This window comes from Paenibacillus sp. 2003, from assembly GCF_031455635.1.
In the GTDB taxonomy this organism is placed as follows: domain Bacteria; phylum Bacillota; class Bacilli; order Paenibacillales; family Paenibacillaceae; genus Paenibacillus; species Paenibacillus amylolyticus_B.
Genome location: NZ_JAVDTB010000001.1, coordinates 1,287,232 through 1,303,721, shown reverse-complemented (window position 1 = coordinate 1,303,721; position 16,490 = coordinate 1,287,232). Strand labels below are relative to the sequence as shown.

At 44.8% G+C, this 16,490-nt stretch carries 16 protein-coding genes and 1 other annotated feature; of the genes, 4 read left to right on the top strand and 12 right to left on the bottom strand.

Annotated elements, in window-relative coordinates:
- Window positions 1-88: 88 nt before the first annotated feature.
- Window positions 89-940: an aldo/keto reductase gene (locus J2X75_RS05930; protein ID WP_310334970.1), complete on the bottom strand. Its 852-nt coding sequence runs from the start codon at window positions 938-940 to the stop codon at window positions 89-91.
- A 172-nt stretch (window positions 941-1,112) separates the two neighbouring features.
- Between J2X75_RS05930 and J2X75_RS05925 the strand changes: the two genes are divergently transcribed.
- Window positions 1,113-1,607: a MerR family transcriptional regulator gene (locus J2X75_RS05925; protein ID WP_310334968.1), complete on the top strand. Its 495-nt coding sequence runs from the start codon at window positions 1,113-1,115 to the stop codon at window positions 1,605-1,607.
- 166 nt (window positions 1,608-1,773) lie between these two features.
- On the opposite strand, the gene asd is transcribed toward J2X75_RS05925, so the two are convergent.
- The 6 genes from asd to J2X75_RS05895 all read right to left on the bottom strand — a co-directional run bounded on the left by asd (window position 1,774) and on the right by J2X75_RS05895 (window position 8,869).
- Window positions 1,774-2,859: an aspartate-semialdehyde dehydrogenase gene (gene asd, locus J2X75_RS05920; protein ID WP_017688716.1), complete on the bottom strand. Its 1,086-nt coding sequence runs from the start codon at window positions 2,857-2,859 to the stop codon at window positions 1,774-1,776.
- A gap of 170 nt (window positions 2,860-3,029) precedes the next feature.
- Window positions 3,030-3,307: a binding site (T-box leader), on the bottom strand.
- A gap of 78 nt (window positions 3,308-3,385) precedes the next feature.
- A complete protein-coding gene (locus J2X75_RS05915) occupies window positions 3,386-4,231 on the bottom strand; it encodes a class I SAM-dependent methyltransferase (RefSeq protein WP_310334965.1) in 846 nt (281 codons plus the stop codon).
- 147 nt (window positions 4,232-4,378) lie between these two features.
- Entirely contained in the window at window positions 4,379-5,251 is an 873-nt protein-coding gene (galU, locus tag J2X75_RS05910; protein WP_310334963.1) for a UTP--glucose-1-phosphate uridylyltransferase GalU, read from the bottom strand.
- A 17-nt stretch (window positions 5,252-5,268) separates the two neighbouring features.
- On the bottom strand, window positions 5,269-5,664 hold the full coding sequence (locus tag J2X75_RS05905; RefSeq protein ID WP_310334961.1) for a GtrA family protein: 396 nt from the start codon (window positions 5,662-5,664) through the stop codon (window positions 5,269-5,271).
- On the bottom strand, window positions 5,657-6,643 hold the full coding sequence (locus J2X75_RS05900; protein WP_310334959.1) for a glycosyltransferase family 2 protein: 987 nt from the start codon (window positions 6,641-6,643) through the stop codon (window positions 5,657-5,659). The genes J2X75_RS05905 and J2X75_RS05900 overlap by 8 nt, the downstream gene beginning before the upstream one ends.
- Window positions 6,644-6,694: 51 nt before the next feature.
- The gene (locus J2X75_RS05895; RefSeq protein WP_483874287.1) at window positions 6,695-8,869 is read right to left on the bottom strand and encodes an ArnT family glycosyltransferase; all 2,175 of its coding nucleotides are present in this window, start codon (window positions 8,867-8,869) and stop codon (window positions 6,695-6,697) included.
- 225 nt (window positions 8,870-9,094) lie between these two features.
- Here J2X75_RS05895 and J2X75_RS05890 point away from each other — a divergent pair, with 225 nt between their 5' ends.
- Both J2X75_RS05890 and J2X75_RS05885 read left to right on the top strand, forming a co-directional pair.
- Window positions 9,095-9,778, top strand: a complete 684-nt coding sequence (locus tag J2X75_RS05890) for a response regulator transcription factor (RefSeq protein WP_310336663.1) — start codon at window positions 9,095-9,097, stop codon at window positions 9,776-9,778.
- Window positions 9,778-11,295 carry a sensor histidine kinase gene (locus J2X75_RS05885; RefSeq protein WP_310334954.1) on the top strand — a complete coding sequence of 506 codons (1,518 nt, stop codon included), beginning with the start codon at window positions 9,778-9,780 and terminating at the stop codon, window positions 11,293-11,295. The genes J2X75_RS05890 and J2X75_RS05885 overlap by 1 nt, the downstream gene beginning before the upstream one ends.
- A 265-nt stretch (window positions 11,296-11,560) precedes the next feature.
- On the opposite strand, the gene J2X75_RS05880 is transcribed toward J2X75_RS05885, so the two are convergent.
- Together J2X75_RS05880 and J2X75_RS05875 are read right to left on the bottom strand one after the other, a co-directional pair.
- Window positions 11,561-12,031 (bottom strand): GNAT family N-acetyltransferase, encoded by a 471-nt coding sequence (locus J2X75_RS05880; protein ID WP_310334951.1) that lies wholly within the window; start codon window positions 12,029-12,031, stop codon window positions 11,561-11,563.
- 261 nt (window positions 12,032-12,292) lie between these two features.
- Complete coding sequence (locus tag J2X75_RS05875) at window positions 12,293-13,003, bottom strand: SDR family NAD(P)-dependent oxidoreductase (protein ID WP_310334948.1); 711 nt, start codon at window positions 13,001-13,003, stop codon at window positions 12,293-12,295.
- Window positions 13,004-13,106: 103 nt separating this feature from the next.
- Here J2X75_RS05875 and J2X75_RS05870 point away from each other — a divergent pair, with 103 nt between their 5' ends.
- A complete protein-coding gene (locus J2X75_RS05870) occupies window positions 13,107-13,466 on the top strand; it encodes a MerR family transcriptional regulator (protein WP_076249478.1) in 360 nt (119 codons plus the stop codon).
- 112 nt (window positions 13,467-13,578) lie between these two features.
- Here J2X75_RS05870 and J2X75_RS05865 read toward each other — a convergent pair whose 3' ends face one another.
- The 3 genes from J2X75_RS05865 to J2X75_RS05855 all read right to left on the bottom strand — a co-directional run bounded on the left by J2X75_RS05865 (window position 13,579) and on the right by J2X75_RS05855 (window position 16,350).
- Window positions 13,579-14,160: a GNAT family N-acetyltransferase gene (locus J2X75_RS05865; protein WP_307537013.1), complete on the bottom strand. Its 582-nt coding sequence runs from the start codon at window positions 14,158-14,160 to the stop codon at window positions 13,579-13,581.
- A 35-nt stretch (window positions 14,161-14,195) separates the two neighbouring features.
- Window positions 14,196-15,653, bottom strand: coding sequence for a S8 family serine peptidase (locus tag J2X75_RS05860; RefSeq protein ID WP_310334939.1), 1,458 nt, complete (start codon window positions 15,651-15,653; stop codon window positions 14,196-14,198).
- A gap of 121 nt (window positions 15,654-15,774) precedes the next feature.
- Window positions 15,775-16,350: a GNAT family N-acetyltransferase gene (locus J2X75_RS05855; protein ID WP_310334935.1), complete on the bottom strand. Its 576-nt coding sequence runs from the start codon at window positions 16,348-16,350 to the stop codon at window positions 15,775-15,777.
- Between the last annotated feature and the right edge of the window lie 140 nt (window positions 16,351-16,490).

Genomic DNA, 16,490 nt, shown 5'->3' with positions numbered 1-16,490 from the left:
ATGTCGGCGTTTTGATTTGAATTGCTATGATTACTAATATCGCTACGATACTGCTACGCTTCGTAAATCTAGTCATTCGTTTCTGTTTTTACAAATCCACTTTCATATTACCTAGCATCTTGGCAACTTCAGGGTCGTCAATCTTCATGAATAGACTTTCCTTGGTATCCAGCGTGGAAATGGTTGCAATCTCTTCCTGGCTTAGTACAAAGTCGAAAATACCGAAGTTCTCGATAAGCCGCTCTTTGCGTACTGATTTTGGAATAACAACAACATCCCGCTGCACAAGCCAGCGCAGTACAACCTGGGCGACGGATTTGTTATGTTTCTCAGCAATGGAAACCAGGACTTCGTTGCTGAACAAATTGTTGCGACCTTCGGCGAACGGGGACCATGACTGGTGCTGTATCCCCTGTTCTTTCATGAAAACAGCGCTGTCGACCTGCTGTTGAAACGGATGAGTTTCGATCTGATTGATGACAGGCACAACTTCGTTGTGGACGATGAGGTCCATCAGGCGGTCAGGTAGGAAGTTACTGACACCGATAGCCCTGATCTTGCCCTCACGGTATAGTTCTTCCATCGCACGCCATGCGCCGTAGTAATCACCAAACGGCATGTGAATGAGGTACATATCCAGATAATCGAGCTGCAGCTTACTTAACGATTTGGCAAACGCCCGCTTGGCACTTTCGTATCCTGCATCCTGAATCCAAAGCTTGGTCGTGATGAACAGTTCTTCCCGCGGTATGCCACTGCGTTTAATTGCACGTCCAACCGCTTCTTCGTTCAGATATCCGGCGGCGGTATCAATCAGGCGGTAACCGGCCTTCAATGCTTCATATACCGTATTCTCGCATTCATCCGCATCGGGAACTTGATAGACACCAAAGCCGATGATCGGCATTTTCACTCCATTATTTAAGGTTACCGTTTGCATATTAACTCCTCCTAAGGTTCAAATGTGAATCGCAACCGGCTACGTATGCCGGAATCCTGCAACTAAGCGGGATTCCACTTCCGTCCGACTTGCGTTACAATAACCCTAGCTCCTTCGTGTTACACGAAGTCAAGCACTCTAATATATTTTTTCACAAGGAGGATTACATATTATGTATACGGTTCAGGATGCTGCACAGCTTACGGGACTCACAGAGCACGCGGTACGCTTTTACACGGATAAGGGCTTGATTCCGAGCATTCAACGCAATAAAAATAACATTCGGGTGTTTGATGAAGAATCCATCAACTGGCTGCACGGCGTCAAATGCCTTAAACAGACAGGCTTACCGATTGAAAACATTAAAACGTACGTCGATCTCTGTCTTGAAGGAGATTCAACCGTTGCACAACGATTCGCACTTATGATGGAGTACAAGGAAGCAGCGCTGATTCAGCTTGAAGAAGCCAAGAGTCGTGTTGCTCATTTGGAAGAGAAAGCACGTCAATATCAGGCCATTTTGGAGCAACGCATCCCGGATATGACCAATCCTATTAATTGGGAAACCAAACGCGACGAAGAAGGTAGCTGTCCGGCTTCTCGGCTAAAGAGTCGTATTCTTCCTGAAACCAAAGCTTCGAGTCAGTGCCCGGCAGCTGCGCAGTAAATAACGTTGACAATCCTGTCGGCGTTTTTTACTTTACATATTTCATACCACTCCATGACTCCACTCCGTTTTCCGATATAGCCCACAAAAAAAACCATCAACAAGTGATGGTTTTCATCTAATCATTCTTTGCAGAAATCTGTTGCTGTTCATGATTCTTTGATGCTTATTTCGGTTGAATATATCCTTCAGCTTTAAGCAGTTCAGCGATCAGAACCGCACCACCTGCCGCTCCACGGAGCGTGTTGTGGGACAATCCAACGAATTTGTAGTCATAAAGTGAATCTTCGCGCAGTCTGCCTGTGGAGACACCCATTCCGCGTTCGATATCACGATCCAGTTTTGTCTGAGGTCTGTTTTCTTCTTCAAAATACGTAATAAATTGTTTTGGTGCACTTGGCAGAGCCAATTCCTGCGGACGACCTTTAAACTGCAACCAACGCTCCAGAATTTCGTCTTTACTTGGTTTTTTCTCGAAGTTTACAAACACGGTCGCCAGATGTCCATCCGTTACCGGTACACGAATACATTGTGTTGTAATTAATGGAGCCGACGCTTTGACGATCTCATTATTTTCAATGCTGCCCCAGATACGGAGTGGTTCCTGCTCACTCTTCTCTTCTTCGCCACCGATGTATGGAATGACATTATCAAGCATATCTGGCCAGTCCGTAAAGTTTTTACCTGCTCCCGAGATTGCTTGATACGTGGAAGCAACGACCTGAGTTGGGTTGAACTCACGCAAGGCGTGCAGTGCAGGCACATAGCTCTGAATCGAGCAGTTTGGTTTTACAGCAATAAATCCGGTTTTTGTGCCCAGACGTTTGCGTTGAGCTTCAATAACATCCAGATGTCCCGGGTTAATCTCAGGGATTACCATTGGTACATCTGCTGTCCAGCGGTGAGCCGAGTTATTGGACACGACAGGTGTGCCTGTTCTAGCGTAAGCCTCTTCGAGCGCTTGAATTTCATTTTTTTTCATATCAACCGCGCAGAAAATAAAATCAACCTGGCTGGCAAAAGCTTCGACCTGGGAAGCATCCTGAACAACGATTTTCTTCACAGCTTCCGGAATAGGAACTGCGAGTTTCCATCTGCCTTGTACGGATTCTTCATATGTTTTACCTGCCGAATTGGCGCTTGCAGAAATAGCTGTTACTTCAAACCATGGATGTTGATCAAGCAGGTCCACAAAACGCTGACCCACCATTCCCGTTCCTCCGACGATACCAACTTTCAATTTTGCTGACATTCAATCATCATTTCCTTTCGGTTTAAGTGATTCTTCTCTTTAATCAATTTCATAACTCACTAAAAACGTATTATGAAATTTGACTTCCTAATTAACACTATTCAGGCAATTCCAAAGCGTGTAGTCACAGCTCCGAAAAAACCAAAAAATCCCATCCCCAAGACAATAGTCTCAGGGACGAGATTGAACTCTCGTGGTACCACCCAGATTCGCCAATATGTCACCATATCCGCCTCTTCAAGTAAAGGTTTACAACCATGTTGCTAGCTGTAGACCGTTCATACTCTAGCTCTGTAACAGGAGCTCCTGTCACACCATCCCTTAAATGCTAAGTTCCGATGTGCTGCTCTGAGTCTTTATTCAATAAAAAGTTCTTTACTCCTTTTCAGCTGCCGGAGCTCTCTTTGAAAGAATGATTTTTATCTACTCGTCTCTTCGTCGCATTTGATATTGCGATTATAATATCAAAATTACTGTGATGAAGTAAACACATTTTTTTAGATCATGGAATTTATTCGTTATTTCCTTACTGCTTTTTTGCAACAATCGCATACGTTCCCAGTGGGCTCCCAGGCCCCGAGGCATGATGTGTCTTAAGTAATTTTAGTTCGGAAAGAAGAAGTGTTTTTACTTTGTCCGGGATCGGAAGTAGTTTCAATTCCACAGGCGCTTCGGCCAGTGTCATTTCGGTTTCCCAGCGACCGTCCTGCAGCTCGGGAGAATGGATCGAAGTCTCTTCCTTAATCGTCCAGCCTGCCGCAGAGACAAGCTCTTGGATGTCCTCCGGTGTAAAGAGCGTCCGCACATTGGAGAAGCTGTTCTCCTTGTAACATTCGACCTGGGATTGAATTAGAACGGATAACCAATGTGAGAGCTGGCTCACATCTGTAACTCGTGCATCCCATTCTGCAAAACATAACTGATGTCCCCACGTCCTAACCTTGCTAAGAATCTGGGCGAGTTCGTCAAACGATTTCAAGTACCAGGAACAATGGGAAAGTACGATAACATCAAACTCATTCTCAGAGAATTGAACTTGATCACTTAGAATGTCGAAATCATAATCCATTCGAATTCGATCACCCAGTGGAGATCTCCGCAGCTTGGCTGCCGCTTCGCCTACGGTCAGCGGTGCACCATAATCCTCTGGTGCAATATCTACACCATGAACGTACCCATGCTCCCCCACCAGATGTGCAAGCACGGCCGTTGTATCTCCCTGACCACACCCGATTTCCAGAACGCGGCTGCCTTCCTGTATCCCCCAAAAGAGTCCCAGTTTCATCCGATGCTCGGTCTGAATGTACTGAATGGCGGCGTTGTCCTCCACGTCCATATACTTAATAAGGTCCCTGATGATAGATTCATTCATGATTCCTCACCCCTCAAAGAGCAACTTGAACTTCTTGCTCATTGTAGCGTTACAGGAAGCAATGTACAATGCTAGAGTCTAGACAGAACCATTGCACGGAGTAGACCCCGTCCTACAGCAGATCTAAACTCTGCTACATATCAATCACTATGCCCACTGGGTTGCAAGCTTCTGAAGATAGGGTGTCAGCATGGGCTGTAATTCCTTGCGCATCAGTCCGATCTCTAAGATCGCCTGAATATATCCGAATTGATCGCCAATATCGTAGCGGCGCCCCTCCAGTTCAAGGGCCAACAGTTCCTCCACCTGACTCACTTCTTTCAAGGCATCCGTTAACTGATATTCCCCTCCAGCCCCTCTCTCGATCTGATCCAGAATGGGAAAGATAGAAGGTTTCAATATGTATCGTCCCATTACAGCTGTACGGGATGGCGCTTTCGCAAGAGAAGGTTTTTCGACCAGATTGGTGACCCGGTGAACCCGGTCCTCAGCACCATTCGAATCAATAATGCCATATTTGCTCACATTTGCCGGGTCTACCTGACGGACACCAATGATCTGGTTGCCTGTTTTTTCATGGAGATGAACCATCTGTGCAAGTGCAGGCGAATCAGACACCATAATGTCATCTCCCAGCAGTACAGCGAAGGCATCCTCTCCTACAAATTGCCGTGCACACCCAATCGCATGCCCCAGACCCAGCGGTTCTTTTTGACGAATAAAATGAATATTGGCCATCTCGCTGATGGCCTGCACCTCTTCCAGTAAAGTCTGTTTGCCCTTGGCATATAAAGAGTGTTCAAGTTCAACGGATTTATCAAAATGGTCCTCTATGGATTTTTTGTTGCGTCCGGTCACAATGAGAATATTCTCAATGCCTGACTGCACTGCTTCTTCAACAATGTATTGGATGGCCGGTTTGTCTACAATCGGTAACATCTCTTTGGGCTGTGCTTTCGTTGCTGGCAGGAAACGGGTTCCAAGACCCGCTGCCGGAATAACTGCTTTTTTAATTCGCATTTCATCATACACTCCTTTCATATGTTAGTTGTACGAAATACCCAATATCTGCTAGCCATATAGTTCAGGGCCATTCCCATTAAGGTCGCCAGGATCTTGCTCATCACGAGACTCCAATCCAACTTATCGTGCAAAGTCATCAGAATCAGCGCGGATAACGCGAGAACGATAAGATTGGTGATTAGAAAACGAATAAGTTTCGTTCTATCGCCACCTCCTCGTGTCGTATCTCGAAAAGTCCACCTGCCGTTCAGCCAATAACTGTTCGCAACACCGCAGCTGTACGAGATTACTTGAGCCATCAGAACCGGTACACCGACCAGTGCAAGCAAAGCAAACACCACCGCATCCACTGCCGTATTCGCAACACCCACAATACCAAACTTGAAGAGTGTCACCAGACGCTTAGTCATGATGAGCAACTCGGGCTGTCAATCGGGATTGCGCTTGCTGGCCCTCGGCCTGAACCACGTCTCTCACAATGTATAGTGGACGTGCCTTGGTCTCATCATAAATTCGTCCAACGTACTCGCCCAGAATGCCCAGCATGATCAAGATGAATCCGTTAAACATCAGCATGATACTCACAATGGATGGCCATCCTTTAATCGTTGAATCTGTAAAGATGGCCGAACCAATAACCGTTAACATGTAGATGAATCCGCCTACCGACAGGATTGCACCTACATAACCTGCGAGCTTGAGCGGTTTATACGAAAATGAAGTAATACCATCCAGGCTTAGCTTCAGCATGCGTTTTAGCGGATATTTTGTTTCGCCTGCCAGACGTTCATCGCGTTCATATTCAATCGCAGTCTGACGAAAGCCGACCCAACTGACCAACCCGCGCACGAACCGGTTTTTCTCCGGAAAACGTTTCATCTCATCACATACTTTGCGATCAATCAGGCGAAAATCTCCGGTGTCTACCGGGATATCCGTATCGGTTGAGGCACGAAGGACACGATAGAACAGACTTGCCGACCATTTCTTGAAGCGCGTTTCCCCGCTTCGTCTGGTGCGACGTGCATATACGACTTCATAGCCCTCTTTCCATTTGGCGATCATATCCAGTATCAGTTCGGGAGGGTCCTGCAGATCCGCATCAATAATAACCACCGCATCCCCCACTGCGTAATCCATGCCCGCTGTTATTGCAATCTGATGTCCGAAGTTACGGGCAAAATCAATCAGCTTCACACTCTCGTCCCAACGGGCGTAATCACGGATCATCTGTGCACTTCGATCCATGCTGCCATCATTAACAAACAACAGTTCATAGCTCTCTCCCGTGCTGCCCATGACCTTCTTCAGACGCCGATAAGTCTCCTCAATCACCGCTTCCTCGTTATACATGGGAATAATAATACTGTATCGGTACGCGTGAGCCATGTTTGTCCCCTCCCTTTTCCAATGGACTTCGTTCGAGATTTTCATTACATTTTACAAATTCACTTCGTACAAGGTGGTCTGTCCGCTAAATCCGAACCCGAATCCAAATCCGAGTCCAGCTTCATTCTCTGTATCTCCATTATTCATGGACGCGCTGTCCGTGCCTGTCTGCCATTCAGAGGACGGAATCTCGGTTCCGTGCTCTTTGATCAAATCGTTAATTTCAGAATTCCCTCCGCGGCCACCCATGCCACCAACCATGAAGTATTTCACTTGCCCGCTCTTGACGAGTTGCTCCAGTTCCTCTGTTGTGTACACCGGGTCTGATCCGGAGAAACCTCCAAGCGTGATCACTGCTGCTTTCTCATCGATGATATAAGGTGCTGCCTGATTATAGTCCGTAGTGGCGAAGAGATACGTTTCGCCTGTATTGTGCTCTTTCAGATAATTCAGTGTGGCTGTATCCACTTCTTCATTACGGTTACCCATTCCGCCACGGCCACCCGTTGCAGGCATTTCTGTGACTCCTGCACCGTTACCCATCGGCATGCCCTTTCCGGCTCCACCAAACATGCCATTGGAACCAGTAGGTCCTGCTGCCGGAATCATGCTGTTGCCACCATAAGTAATTGGGGTGAATGCCCAGTAGATTGGACCGATCAGCATCACCATGAATCCCGCGATAATGAAGCCCTGTTTCCATCGATGTGTGCGATGAAGCATAACGACCAGGATGACCGTGACCAGAATGCCTGCGATCAATTCACTAATGGACCAGCCTGCACCAATCGTATCGTTATACCCCTGCATGATATACCAGCCGAACAGAGTCGTCAGCAGCACGGACACCGGAAGCAACCATGCCTGCCATCCAACGCGATCACGATATGACTTCCACATCGCTATAAATCCTGCGCCAGTCAGCGCAGCAAGTGGAGGTGCAAGCATAATCAGATAATATTGATGGAAGAAACCTGCCACACTGAAAAAGGCAGCAACGGGAAGCAGCCAGGCCAGCCAGAACAAGGCCTCCTTGTGCTTGCTGGTTATATTTCTCCGTCTTAATCCTGCAAATATGGCAATGCACCCAAGCAATACAACTGGCATAAGCCAGCTAGCTTGACCTGAAAGTTCAGTCTGGAACAGACGCAGAGGACCTTTCTCCCCCGTACCAAACATGCCTCCGCCACCATTACCGCCAAAATTTCTTCCATTTGGCATTTCCATATCATTTGGCATCTGCCCGTTCGGGAAATTGCCATTCGGCCCATTCATGCCACCCATGGTGTTCAAGCCGTTCGAACCATTCATATTATCGTTGTCCTGTGCATTGACATCTTGCCCAGCGGCAGGAACACCACTGCCTGTCTGATTAGGGCCTGAAGTCGAATCTCCTCGATTGCCCCGATTATTTCCCTGTCCCATACCATTTGGCATACCTGCGTTACCTGCAGTATTCTGCTGACCCGTTAGGCGAGCCAGACCATTGTATCCAAAGGCGAGTTCCATGACCGAGTTCGTTTCACTACTGCCGATATAAGGTCTTTGGTCTTCGGGTATGGAATCCACAGTGACGGCCCAGGATAAGGAAACGACCGCCAGAACTACTGTGCTGCCGATCATCAGGATGATCTTCCTTCTCCATTTCGCCTGAAAAGCGAGCAAATAGAACAAATAAAAAGCCGGGAGAATCATGTAGGCTTGAAGCATTTTCATATTAAAGGCTACGCCTATTAACCCAAAGGCAACCAGTATGCGCCAAGCACTGCCTTGTTTGCTGCCTTTGAACAAAAACCATGAACCCAGCAGTAGTGTAAACACCAGCATGCTGTCAATATTATTGGTCCGGCTGACTGCCGCCACGACAGGCACAGTCACCATCGCAAGTGCCGAGATTCGTGCTGCTGCAAGACCATATGTAGGTTTCACCATGAAATAGATCAGGAGCACCGAACCGATTCCCGCTAATACCTGCGGCAAAATAACGCTCCATCCGTGCAATCCAAAGACATAGGCAAAGGCCGTTTGAATCCAGAAGACAACAGGTGGTTTATCTACAGTGACCGAGCCTGCCGAGTCGAGTGAAGCATAGAAAAAGTTATGGAAGTTGCTGAGCATACTACCAACGGCAGTCGTATAGTAGGAGTTGGCATATTGATCGTTCCAGATACCGTAACCATTCAGAAACGCCGCCAGTAATACAATCGGCAGAAGGACAAGATCCATCCTTCTTTTGGTGTTATTCAAAGTTAATCACTCCTTCAAAGTTCTTCATGTCTAATATTGTGACATGCCAAAATAAAACTGGGATGAGTACCCGCTGAATGTTGTCTGAGGATAATTCACAATCCTTTCAGCTAAATTTCAGTTTGGCAAGCGATAATACAACATACAGTCCCTCTCAATTGAGGGAGAACTAAGATGGAAGCAAGCAAGGAGGAACCCCGCATTATGAAGCTTAGCAGCGGAATTAAAATACTATTGGCTGATGATGAACCGCATATTTTACAATTTCTAGAGCTGGGATTAAGTAATGAGGGCTTCGATGTGCGCACCGCGCCGGATGGAGCGGCTGCGCTTGAATTGGCGCTTGAATTCAAGCCACATATGGCCATTTTGGATGTCATGATGCCAGAGATGGATGGATTCGAAGTAGTCGAGCGTCTGCGTAAGACCGGAACTCAGGTTGGCGTTATTATGCTGACAGCGAAGGACGAAGTCGAGAATCGGGTTAAGGGCCTTTGGCTAGGTGCTGACGATTACATGATCAAACCCTTTGCCTTCGACGAGCTGCTCGCCCGGATTCAGGCCAGACTGCGCAATCAATTTCCTTTATTAATGGGAGCCGTCACCCACGGTCCGTTCCGAATTGATGATCAGCGCAAAGAAATCACCTATCAGAATCAGGTCCTGGAGCTATCTCCTACCGAATATGAACTGTTAAAATTTATTGTGCTTAATCATGGGATTGTACTTAGCAAAGCGACTATTCTAAGCCGGGTGTGGGGGTATGATTTTGGCGGGGAAGAAAATATTGTGGAGGTATACGTTCGCTCCTTGCGCGACAAACTCGGGGATAAAGAGCATAAACTCATTCGCACGCTTCGAGGTGTCGGTTACAGGGTGGATCTCTAATGAACTCGCTGCCTAAGAAAAATAAACTTCGTTTAAGACGTCTTCACCAATGGATCTGGCCTCGTTCACTGCGTTCTCAATTGCTTTCACGTTCTCTGTTCGTGCTTGCTGGGCTACTATTGTTAATCGGTATCCTGCAATTCTGGATCATGGAAAGCTTTCTCTACCGGAATCAGGCAAAAACCATGGAAGAACAGCTCATGTCCATGCCCCCGGTTTGGCTCGGAATCCAGTCACGTAACGGCTCTTCCAACAATCCTTTCGGTGGACAGTCAGGAAACGGGTCTGGTAATCGGGTGTTGTTTATTCCTGACCGTTCACTTGCCCTGTTTGATAACCAAGGTACGTTCGAGGATGTTTTTGGAGAAGACGGTCTGAAAGCCCCTCAAGTATCAACCGCTGATTATCAGAACATTACAGATGAATTGAAAGAACAAAAACACATTCCCTACCGGATCGTCACGGATAGCCAAGGGAATGAGCAATTGATTGTATTCGCTTCACCCGGTCCACGCAATCGCGGTTTACCGATGGTCCAGATGGGCACCGCTACGAAGCCACTTAGAGATTTGATTATTAAACAGCTTCTGATCTTCATCATGTTATCGCTGTTGGCCATGGTAGCCGGTCTGATTCTATACACTAAGGTATTACGCCGGACGCTGGTTCCCCTGTCCAACATGGTGAATAAAGTACAGCAGATCGATGCATGCAGCCTCGCAGAACGCCTTCCCGTCGTTCAGGGACAAGAAGAAGTGGATCAGCTCGCAGTTTCATTCAATGGCATGCTTGAAAGGCTGGAGAACTCGTTTGAAGCGGAGCGGGAATCGAAAGAGCAGATGCAGCGTTTCTTGTCTGATGCTTCCCATGAGCTTCGTACCCCGCTCACCTCCATTCACGGCTTCATTGAAGTTCTGCAGCGGGGTGCAGCGACCAATCAAGATCAATTGTATAAAGCACTGGACAGCATGCACGGCGAATCCGTACGAATTAACAAGCTGGTTGAAGATTTGCTGTTACTAACCAAGCTGGATCAGGCTCCAAGGCAGGAGCGGGAGGTCATTCAGCTGGATAGTCTGCTGCTCGAAATGCAACCACAACTTGCCATGATGGCTCAACGAAGATCCATTCATCTCGATCTGACGGCTGAAGTATATGTACTGGCTGACCCTTACAAGCTGAAGCAGGTTGTGCTGAATCTGTTCCATAATGCGGTGCAGCACACCGATCCAGAGCATAGAGCCATCTCCATAACGTTATATGCCACGCATCATAAGGCTGAATTATCAGTGAAGGATAACGGCACAGGCATTGAACCTGCACATCTGCCCCATATCTTTGAGCGATTTTACCGCACAAGCAGTTCTCGTTCGCGCAAACAAGGTGGTGCAGGTCTCGGTCTAGCCATTACCCGCTCGATTGTGGAGTCGCATGGTGGGAAAATTACAGTACGAAGTCAAATAGGCTTGGGGACTGAATTTATGATTTTGCTGCCGCTGCATAAGGCTGATGTCTAGGCTGAGCTTCGGCTCTACGCAAGCTAAAAGGTGGCTATAAGCAGCGCTACGTAAGATCTACTTGATCATTACTCATGCACTAGTCAAGCTCCAAACGCTGCTTTTCTTCCATTTTAATTTTGGCTTTTCATTGCATGACGAATCCCCCATTCATTTCGGTTTAGAAATGAATGGGGGATTCTTTTGTTGTATCCGATTAGTATAGTGGTAGTCCAATCGGTTTCGGGCTAACGAATCTGAGACGTCTTATTCAAGGATTTGAAGCTTATATATGCTTTTCATAAAATACCATTGTCATTTTGTCGTTAATTGCTTTTGTTACACCCGTTTTTTTGTAGCCTATCTTTTCATACAAATAACAGTTCCCTTTCTCTTGTAAGATGGTACCCAATTTCCATGACTTTGCATCATCATATATCTGCTCAACCATTGTAAAGACTTTTTGTGCAATTCCTTTTCCTTGATGTTCTGGCAGTATAAAAATTGGGCTAACACTATAGATTTGATTATCTTTTTCCACGACTCTAATCCCACCAACAGCAATCTCAAGATGATGAATTATGAAATAATCTGTGAAAGATTGATTGATTTGAGTAATAATTCTTTCTACGGTCTCATTGGTGGGGCTTGTTGCAAAATCCTGATATTTTTCCAACAAGGGCATAAATGCTTTGACTTTCATTTCATGAATAGTCACTGCATCTTTTAAATCTGCTTTATATAGTGAAACCTCCATTAAATATATACCTCAGATTGATACGCTTGTTAGAAATACAATTTATAGTACTTGCTCTGTTAACTTAGTACAAGAAAGATGTTCGTCTAAGTTTGGTGTTTGTTTCATTTACAGCATATAAACAAGATAAAACTAACATATTTTTTAATTCGACGTTGTATTCTCATATTCCTTGATATCTAAGTAACGGCACCAAGCAAATACTTCATCTAATTTTCCGCTATCATCCGGGGGACAAGATCATCCAGTATGAACGGTGGATTACCAAGGGTATACGCCATTTTCATCTAGGAATTCTCCGTTATGGCGTTTACCATCCGTCGCATAGCGCACGATAATCGCAGCGCCGGCTTCTTTTGATTTACCTCCTTCGGCATTGCCATTAAGATCTGTTGATGTGAATCCAGGCGTTACCGCAAAGACTTGCGCCCTGCTGTTTTTCACTTCATAAGCCATCGAAAGTGTCATGGCACTGTTGGCCGTTTTGGATGAATTATAGTCGAAGGCGTTTAAAGTAAATTCCGCATTTTGCATATGGTCCAGAGAAGCCATGTCAGTTGATACATTAATGATTGTGCCTTCATTGTCTTTGATTAACGGGAACAATCGCTGATTCAAACGGAAGGTGCCGAAAAAGTTCACTTCAAAGGCGTTCCGCAAATCTTCCTCTTTGGTATCCGTAAAAGACTGAGAAAAGGCACCCGGCATTCCAGCGTTATTGATCAGAAGGTTTATTGTGGGATAAGTCTTGTTAATCGTATCGGCTGCATGCTCGATGCTTTTCAAGTCACTCATGTCGATTTGTAAAAATTCTACGTCTAACCCCCTGGAAGTTAACTCGGAAACAGCTCTTTCACCCCGTTCAACACTACGTGCGCCGAGGATAACTTTCCAACCTGCTTCACCCAACTGCTTTACGATTTCATATCCAATTCCTTTATTTGCTCCGGTTACAAAAACAGTCTTTTTCATGCGAATCCTTCTTTCCATAATTTGATTTATATTTAACAATGTATAAGTTACTATGCTACACTTAGTGTAGGTCAAATTATTTTTTATAAAATGAGGGATTAACATGTTAACGATTGGAGAAGTAGCCAAAAAAGTTGAAATTTCCATTGGAGCGATTCGCTTTTATGAAAGAAAGGGACTGCTGAAACCTGCTGCAAGAAATGAGCAGAATAACCGTCTTTATTTGGAGGATGATCTGAACTGGCTGGTTTTTATCAAATGCCTTCGTGAAACCGGGATGAGTGTGGAAGACATCAAAAAGTATTATGATCAGGTCAATGAAGGAACCTCCACGCTGAAGGAAAGAACCAAACTGATTGAGGATCAAAAGCAAAAGTTGCTGAATGATATCGAGGAGAAAAAAGCGCAGCTTGTTCATTTGGATAACAAACTGGAACGCTATTATCGTGGAGAAAATTATTAACACTTGTCCTATAAACTAAATGACAGAAAAAAATCAGGCAGCCAGCAATAACTGTCTAACCTGATCCGAAATTTTGATATTATAGGTATTTTCAATGATGATAAAAGTTCAATCAAAAATTATCTTCGTGCTTACACTGTTGATAATGGATATAGGGTTCATCCTCGATTTCGATCAAATTTAACCGTTCAAAATTACATTTCTGTATCACCTTATTGGATGCTTGATTGGTAATCAAAGCGATGGCATTTAATATTTCAACGTTTGTATGTTCAAACAAATACTGTGTCATTCCTTTTACTGCCTGCGTTGTATAGCCACGATTCCTGAAGTGTTTCGAAATACCGTACATAATCTCCCGATTAGGTGCTGGTAACTCATCCTTAATTCCTGAGCAGCACCATCCGATAAACTCGTCAGTTTCTTTGAGTACAATAGCCATACGTAAATATAACTCTCCGATATCCCCTCCCGCCATCACAGCTTGTTTAAAATGCTGATTCTCAGGGATTTCATATTCGGTGAGCCACAGGGTCCTGTCTTCAATCGTAGCGTTCCATCCCGGTAGGAATTCATACACCTCAGGTTGCCACGTAATTTCTTGCAGTTTCTCTAAATCTTCAATTCGATACTCGCGCAAATAAATATCCTTGCAATCGATGATTAACTCATCGGTTAGTATGGGTTGGTTCATAAGGTTGCCTCCACATATTAATTTACATTACATCATTATAGAGCCGTGTACCATTGCCTTAAAGGCAATGCCTTGATATGTATAGCGTCAGGGTCTTGGGTTTTTTCAAGTTGGGGAAAACACTCTGGATATTGAGCCAAATATTCGCTAACACACCATCGAACCGACCAGTTAATATCTGTTGACCAATTTATCCAATTGTGTATTTCCTCCTTTGGAGCATTTTGCAATAATCCATGCATATACCATCCACGCACTCCTCCTTCTGTTTCATGCATTAAATACACCCAATACAACTTTCGCTCTTGTTCGTTCATCGGTTCACCTAGGGTCGATACTGCAATTTTACGAACAATAGCGGATGAATCCTTCGTGAAACTCCATAACTCTTCACGTGATAATTCGTCTCTCTCAACTAAAACTGTTAAAGAGAGCGCCCTTTCGATATCATCCATTGAATGAATTGCGCTATAGAGATTTTGATTTTTTATACTTATCATGGGTAAAGTTTTTGTTATGTACCTTAGCTTATCTGCCCTGTTCATATAACGAATTGTATTCTCAACATTAATTCGAGGAGCCAGGTTATCATCATCCTCAAGTGGTTCTCCATGCTCGACTAATAAGTTTCTTAGCATCTCGGAACTTAAACTCGGAAATTGGGAGAACAAATGGGCCGCAACACCAGCCACAAGCGCAGCCGCTCCAGAGGTCCCCCCATAAAAAGATACGCGCTGACCAGAATCTTCAGTTTCATAAGAGGGGATTGTAAGGTGTAGTCTGGGCGCTAATATATCTGGCCTAAAGTGACCATCTCCATTTCTGCCATAAGGTTCATCAGGGAAAGGAACGTGTAATGAACGATCGGCCTTTCCACGATCAACATAGCCTCCTACTGCTAGATATTGTATTGGAGGCATGATGTTATTTAAACGTGTATTTCCATTCGAACAAATAACCAAAATGCCCTGTTGCACAGCTGTTGCCAATGCTTTAACCGTTGAGTTTTCACTCGTATTTTTAAGATGAACTTCATTATCTAATGCCTGCCAACCAGTGCTTAAAATAATTTTTATATTCCATTCGACCCCATGTTCAAGAATCCATTCCATTCCTTTTTTCAGACGTTCTCCTTCTCCAGTTGTAAATGCGCCATGATCTAAAACGATAAATGTTGCTGCTGGTGCAATCCCGACGTGAATTTGTTCCTCTAACAGAATAGGTTCATGGGCTAAAGCCAGTACACTCATAAGGCCATGTTCACCTTTCTGTTTATCCTCCTCCCTGTTCATAGATGAAATGTCTCGCACAGTGACAGTCATATTTTCATGTACGGCAACACATTTGATTCGTGTATTTAAGTGATTTACGAGATGATGTGGTTTAATTGAATCGATAATTACAATCCCCACACCCAGACCAGAAGTATGAAAATCAGGCCGTTCAGCAAAACCTAACCTTTTCCATGTCGGATCGGGTATTGCTCTATCCACACGATCACCTCAGATTTTGATATCATTAGAATACTCTCGCCTTCCGCTTAATGTACATTATCATTGATCCAACTAAAATTGGCAGATTTCGAGCACCCTAGCGATCTTATTTATGCTGGAGTCATACAAGCCCTTCTTTTTCCATAAACTCATCTTTGGTTAATCCAAAGAGAATCAGATCCTGGTATTTCCCATCCGTATAAATCACCTGACGACGCACACCTTCCTGAATACATCCAAGTTTTCTCATCATGGCTGCAGAAGGTTCATTTCCTTCGAGTACAGAATCATTAAATTTGTTGAGCCTGCGCTCGAAGAAGGCATACTTCAACAAGATCCGAACGGCTCTGGTTCCGTATCCTTTTCCTCGATGATCCCTGTCAATTTGAATACCAATGCTAAAGGTACCGTTCCTTTCATCAATGCTATTCAGATTCACACCTCCGACATTTTCACCATCCATATTTACAATTGTAAACATGATCCGTCCTTTGGTTAAAGAAAAATCAGAGAAGTTTTCCGTGAAATTCTTCGCTTCAACATGGGTTGGCGGTAACTCTACTGCACACTCCAATAACCGACGGGCAGTTGTATCAAAGCGGTTATAATAATGGTCTTCCCAATCTTCCTCACGCAAAGCACGTAATCTGACCTTATCATCCTGCCAGAAATATTGACTATAATCGATCTCTCTCATCCCAAGTCCCCCGCATATTTAACCAGATTTTTACTTCGAGCTACAAACATAATAACCCATAATGTGGAATTGGAGGAGATTTGTTTTCATTAAACACAACGAAAATAACCCCCGAACAGGACAAAACCTGTCGGAGGCTA

Coding starts and splice junctions, on each gene's coding strand:
- J2X75_RS05890 (WP_310336663.1), top strand. CDS start 9,095: ATGAAGCTTAGCAGCGGAATTAAAATACTATTGGCTGATGATGAACCG.
- J2X75_RS05885 (WP_310334954.1), top strand. CDS start 9,778: ATGAACTCGCTGCCTAAGAAAAATAAACTTCGTTTAAGACGTCTTCAC.
- J2X75_RS05895 (WP_483874287.1), bottom strand. CDS start 8,869: ATGGATCTTGTCCTTCTGCCGATTGTATTACTGGCGGCGTTTCTGAAT.
- J2X75_RS05870 (WP_076249478.1), top strand. CDS start 13,107: ATGTTAACGATTGGAGAAGTAGCCAAAAAAGTTGAAATTTCCATTGGA.
- J2X75_RS05925 (WP_310334968.1), top strand. CDS start 1,113: ATGTATACGGTTCAGGATGCTGCACAGCTTACGGGACTCACAGAGCAC.
- asd (WP_017688716.1), bottom strand. CDS start 2,859: ATGTCAGCAAAATTGAAAGTTGGTATCGTCGGAGGAACGGGAATGGTG.
- J2X75_RS05865 (WP_307537013.1), bottom strand. CDS start 14,160: ATGAACCAACCCATACTAACCGATGAGTTAATCATCGATTGCAAGGAT.
- J2X75_RS05930 (WP_310334970.1), bottom strand. CDS start 940: ATGCAAACGGTAACCTTAAATAATGGAGTGAAAATGCCGATCATCGGC.
- galU (WP_310334963.1), bottom strand. CDS start 5,251: ATGCGAATTAAAAAAGCAGTTATTCCGGCAGCGGGTCTTGGAACCCGT.
- J2X75_RS05905 (WP_310334961.1), bottom strand. CDS start 5,664: ATGACTAAGCGTCTGGTGACACTCTTCAAGTTTGGTATTGTGGGTGTT.
- J2X75_RS05915 (WP_310334965.1), bottom strand. CDS start 4,231: ATGAATGAATCTATCATCAGGGACCTTATTAAGTATATGGACGTGGAG.
- J2X75_RS05900 (WP_310334959.1), bottom strand. CDS start 6,643: ATGGCTCACGCGTACCGATACAGTATTATTATTCCCATGTATAACGAG.
- J2X75_RS05875 (WP_310334948.1), bottom strand. CDS start 13,003: ATGAAAAAGACTGTTTTTGTAACCGGAGCAAATAAAGGAATTGGATAT.
- J2X75_RS05855 (WP_310334935.1), bottom strand. CDS start 16,350: ATGAGAGAGATCGATTATAGTCAATATTTCTGGCAGGATGATAAGGTC.
- J2X75_RS05880 (WP_310334951.1), bottom strand. CDS start 12,031: ATGGAGGTTTCACTATATAAAGCAGATTTAAAAGATGCAGTGACTATT.